Genomic DNA, 4,890 nt, shown 5'->3' on the forward strand with positions numbered 1-4,890 from the left:
CTCGCTCAGATGCATGAGCGAGCGAGACGCCCGCGGTCCGGAAGATTATGAGCTGACCTTCCGCCGCAGCAGCCTGCCGGGCAGGTTGCCGGTCGGCTCGTTGTCGCGCAGCAGGACCTGGCCGTTGACGATGGTGGCGTGCATGCCGTCGCACTTCTGCCGCAGCCGCTTGGCGCCGGCCGGCAGGTCGTTGACCACCTCGGGCATGCGCGCACCGATCGTGTCGGCATCGAACACCACGATGTCGGCCGCCATGCCCTCGCGCAGCAGGCCACGGTCGTGGAAGCCGAACTGGGTGGCGGTGTCGCAGGTGATCATCTTCACCGCCTCTTCCAGCGTGAAGGCCTGCTTCTCGCGCACCCAGTGGCTCAGCAGGTGGGTTTGCAGCGAGCTGTCCATGATCTGCGAGACGTGCGCTCCCGAATCGGAGAAGGTCACGACCGAGCGCGGATGCTTCATGAGCTCCAGCGCCTCGACCTGGTTCTCGTTGGCGATCGGCTGGATCATGAAGAACTTCATGTCGCGCTCGAGCGCCATGTCGATCATCAGCTCGACCGGATGGGTGTTCTTCTGGCGCGCCAGATCGGCCATCGACTTGTCGCGGCCCTTCATGTCGGTCATCGGGAAGATCCAGTCCCATTCCGGCGGGCGCGCCTCGGCGCCGCGAACCTGCGGCCCTTCGTAGGGCTTGGACGCGATCTCGACCAGCTGGCGGCGCTTGTCGGCGTCGAGCAGCCACTTCTTCTGCTCGGCCAGCGGGAGCTTGCGCATGTCGCGCCACATGTCCCACTTGTCGAACGGCAGCTGGGTCTCGAACGAGAGCAGCACATTCAGCGCCCGGCTGTGCACCTGCGCGAACATGCGGCCGCCCTGGCGGCAGGTGCGCTCGATGATGTCGAAGGTGGTGCGCCAGGAGCCCGGGTTGGTGCGGCGGCTGAACAGGCCGAAGGTGAACGGCCGCCCGCTCTCGATCGCAAGCCTGCTCATGTCCTCGTAGTACTTGCGCGCCTTGTGGCCGTCGGCGCCGCGCGGCTCGCCGGCGATCTCCACCATGCCGGCGCCCATCGCCTTGACGAGTGTCTCGAACTCCTCCCAGGTCGCAAGACGGCTCGCCACCGGCCTGTCGTCGGACGTCTCGTGGCTGGCGCTGCGCGTCGTCGAGAAGCCATGCGCACCCGCGGCGATCGATTCCCGGGTGTGATGCACCATCGCCTTGAGGTCGTCCTCGGTCGCCACGTCGGTGAAGGCGCGCTCGCCCATCACGTAGGTGCGCAACGCGCAGTGGCCCATGTAGCCCGCGTAGTTGATGCCCTTGGGCAGCGACTCCAGGACATCGAGGAACTCGGGGAAGGTCTCCCAGCGCCACTTGATGCCGGCCTTCATGGCGGCGCGGCTGATGTCCTCGGCGCGCTCGAGGTTGCGGATGACCAGGTCGGCCTCCGACTCGCGGCACGGCGCCAGGGTGAAGCCGCAGTTGCCCATGACCACGCTGGTCACGCCCTGGAAGCACGAGCTGGTGCCGATCGGATCCCAGAAGATCTGCGCATCCATGTGGGTGTGGCCGTCGACGAAGCCCGGGGCGACCACCCTGCCCTCGGCGTCCATCGTCTCCCTGGTCGCTGCTCCGTTGATGCGGCCGATCTCGACGATCCTGCCGTCCTTGACGCCGATGTCGCCGCGAAAGCGCGGCAATCCGGAACCGTCGACGATCATGCCGTTCCTGACGACGAGGTCGAATGCCATGTCAGCCCTCCATCCGCTTCGCAAGCGTACGCTCGATGGACCGCCCCGTCACGGCTGGCCAGTGCATGGCAGGCCCCTTAGGATCGCGCAATGCACAGCCTCAGATTGTTCGCCGAACGCGTGATCCCGGCGTTCCGCCCGCCGGCCGACCGCAGGGCCGCGGCGGAATGACCGCCGCCGAGGCGGCACGCTCTCGCAACAACACCTCGCTCGGCGCGCTCTACACGGTCCTCGCCATGCTGGGCTTCGCCATCATGGATGCGATGAGCAAATGGGTCGTGGCCGACTACTCGATCGGCCAGATGATGTGGATCCGTTACGGCGTGTTCTGCGTCTTTGCCTGGCTGCTCGTGCGCCGCAAGGGACTGCGGGCGATGGCGCGCACGCGGCGGCCGTGGCTGCAGGGCGGCCGCTCGATTCTCATCCTGGTCGAGAGCGCGGTGTTCGTGCTGGCGCTCGCCTACCTGCCGCTGGCCGACACCCATGCCCTCGCCTCGACCTCGCCTCTCATCGTGATCATGTTCGGCGTCGCCTTCCTGGGCGAACGCGCCGGGCCTGCCCGCTGGCTCGCCGTGGTGGTGGGCTTCCTCGGCATGCTGCTGATCGTGCGGCCCGGCCTGCGCAGCTTCGACTGGCCGATGCTGTTGCCCATCGTCGGCGCCGTGATGTGGGCGGCCTACCAGGTGCTCGTCCGGGTCTGCACGCGGACGGATTCGGCCGACACGACCTTCGTCTGGACAGCGTTCGCCGGGCTTGCCGCCACGACCCTCGTCGGCCCCTGGCAGTGGCAATGGCCCAGCGCCATAGGCTGGACGCTGCTGATCGCCATCGCGCTGCTCAACGCCCTGGCGAGCTACAGCCTGATCCGCGCCTTCGCCGTTGCCGAGGCCGGCGCGGTGCAGCCGTACAGTTACACCGCGCTGGTCTGGGTGACGATCCTCGGCCTCGTCGTGTTCGGCGACTTCCCCGACGAATGGACGATCCTCGGCACCGCCATCATCGTCGCGAGCTCGCTCTATACGTGGCATCACGACCGGCGGAATGGGTCGTCCCGGGCTTGAGGCCAGACTTTCGAGAGCATCTCCGTTCGAGACCGTCACGGCCAGATCTTGCGTCCGTTGCGTCAGTTGCGTCAGCATCCTTTGGAATCAATCGCTTGCGACTGACGCAAGGGAAGCGGTCGAACGCGGCGTTGCGTCAGCCGGCCGTCTTGCGTCAGCCTCGCTCCCCGGCATGACGAACAGCCAGATCACCCTCTTGCCGTGAGCGCCGACGCGGCCGAAGGCGACGTCGATGCCGCAACGACGGAGAAAGGCCGCCCCTTGACGCAGCCGGCTGGCGAGGACGCGCGCATTGCCCGGCCAGGCCTGATCCCGGACGCGCGCGCCCATGATCTCCGCCACCTCATCGTGGAGTTGGGTCGCCGATCCGGCCCATCGCCCCTGGCGGCATACGAACTCATGCACACCGATGACGAACGGGTCGCTCTCGATTGCATCGCGCGCCGCGCCCTCGCGGTTGATCGCGTACAGCGCCTTGAACGCGCCCGGGACGAACAGCGCTGGTTCGCAGGCTTCGACCCAGCGCGCGAGGTCGGCCATGCGCGGCGCTTCCCTCACCGTGGTCTGCGGCAGGCGAGCCAGGCCCGTGGCCACGGCATCGAGCAGGGCGCCGAGCAGGCGCGGCCGCTTCGCTTCGAAATCGTCCCACAGCTCGGCTTCGGTTCGACGCTTGTCCGCCCGGATGCCATTCAGGGTCACGAACAGGGCGCGATCGGCGAGGTCGGGGCGCGTGATGAGTTCCGCGATGCCGTTCAACATCACCGGCCGCGCGACCCCGGCCAGCACCCCCGCAGCGGTGCCGCCGTCGCGCCGCACCGTGAACCCGCCGCCGCTCACCATCCGGCACAGCGCGTCCGAGAACCAGCCCGGCAGCGACGACAGGTTGTCGAACGCGAGGACATGCGAGTCGTGCGCGGCGGCGATCAGCGCCGGCTCGCCGGCAGGCAGCGAGCGCAGCCGTGCGGAGCTCGGGTCGATCAGCGCCTGCATCATCGCCATGAAGGTCGATTTGCCGGCACCCGCCTCGCCACCCAGCACCAGCACCGGGTAGGGCCCGCGGTCGCAGAGCGCGGCGAGCAGCCAGGCGACGATCATTGCCAGGTCGTCTTCGGTGGAGAGATTGAGAAACGAGCGCAGGGTCGTGATGCTCCCGCCGCGCTCCGGCGGCGGCAGCGGTCGCGCGCCGGCCGGCCGGCGAAAGCGCAGCGGCGGCCGGTCGACAATGTGCCAGCCGTTCGCATCGATCTCGATGGCTCGCCATGCTGCGTTGCCAAGATCGAGGTAGATCCTGCCGCCCAGCCCGCCGAGACGGACCCCGACCTCGCGGACCGGGCCGGCCGACAGCGCCCGCACCTCGAGCAGGTCGAGCACGTCGCGCAAGGCCTTCGATGGGGGCATGCCGGCCCCCGATGCGAGCACGCGCTGCGTCAGCCAGCGCCGGAAGCCGCGGTCCCGTACCGCCCAGGTCTCGCGATGACCGTCGATCTCGAGATCGGCGTAGGCGATGCCGTCGGACGTGCGGAACAGCTGGACGGTCTCGGCCACGGCCAGAAGCTGGCTCACTTGCCGGGAACCAAGGGGGGCGATGGCGCCCGATCGGCCCTGCCCCTCCGTCGCGACGCCGAGCTCGCGCAGGCATCCGAGAGCGTCCCGGATCACCTCGCGCAATTCGTCGACGCGGTCGCTCGATTTCTGGCCAGGCGTTTCCTCGCCGACCGGCTCCCCATCGGCCACAGCCGAAGGCTCGCGCATGATCCATCCTCCTTGATGCTGCGCAGTCGCCGGCAACGTCACATCGCCAGCGTCTGCCCACGCTAGCCGGGATTTGCGCGGCGTCAATCCGGTCAGCCGGAGCTTCGACAGGAACCGCCCCCAATCCGGTCCGGGTGCGGCGACATGCTCATTCTCCTCCGCAGCAACTGGCACCTTCCGACCCACCGCATTCCCGATCACCGACAGTCGCTCTGAAGCTCTGAGGCAGTCGCCGAACGAGACCTGGGTGCCGCATGGCCCGGACGCGCTGGCGGGAATGGTTGGCTCAGATCGGGACCCACATTGATGTCGAACTGCGATGTGCCGACTGAGC

At 68.3% G+C, this 4,890-nt stretch carries 3 protein-coding genes; 1 reads left to right on the plus strand and 2 read right to left on the minus strand.

All coding sequences use genetic code 11. From position 1 onward, the window contains the following. Positions 1-45: 45 nt before the first annotated feature. Complete coding sequence (locus tag ACILR9_RS38335) at positions 46-1,743, minus strand: amidohydrolase family protein (protein ID WP_395715267.1); 1,698 nt, start codon at positions 1,741-1,743, stop codon at positions 46-48. A 167-nt stretch (positions 1,744-1,910) separates the two neighbouring features. On the opposite strand from ACILR9_RS38335, the gene ACILR9_RS38340 reads away from it, so the two are divergent. Then, positions 1,911-2,804 (plus strand): DMT family transporter, encoded by an 894-nt coding sequence (locus ACILR9_RS38340; RefSeq protein WP_395715268.1) that lies wholly within the window; start codon positions 1,911-1,913, stop codon positions 2,802-2,804. An 87-nt stretch (positions 2,805-2,891) separates the two neighbouring features. Here the strand turns inward: ACILR9_RS38340 and ACILR9_RS38345 are convergent, their stop codons facing one another. Then, positions 2,892-4,556: a hypothetical protein gene (locus tag ACILR9_RS38345; protein WP_395715269.1), complete on the minus strand. Its 1,665-nt coding sequence runs from the start codon at positions 4,554-4,556 to the stop codon at positions 2,892-2,894. Positions 4,557-4,890: the final 334 nt, after the last annotated feature.

It is taken from the genome of Reyranella sp. (genome assembly GCF_044224635.1).
Classification (GTDB): Bacteria; Pseudomonadota; Alphaproteobacteria; order Reyranellales; family Reyranellaceae; genus Reyranella.

Excerpts from the sequence above, each read along its gene's own strand:
- ACILR9_RS38345 (WP_395715269.1), bottom strand. The coding sequence starts at position 4,556 with ATGCGCGAGCCTTCGGCTGTGGCCGATGGGGAGCCGGTCGGCGAGGAA.
- ACILR9_RS38335 (WP_395715267.1), bottom strand. The coding sequence starts at position 1,743 with ATGGCATTCGACCTCGTCGTCAGGAACGGCATGATCGTCGACGGTTCC.
- ACILR9_RS38340 (WP_395715268.1), top strand. The coding sequence starts at position 1,911 with ATGACCGCCGCCGAGGCGGCACGCTCTCGCAACAACACCTCGCTCGGC.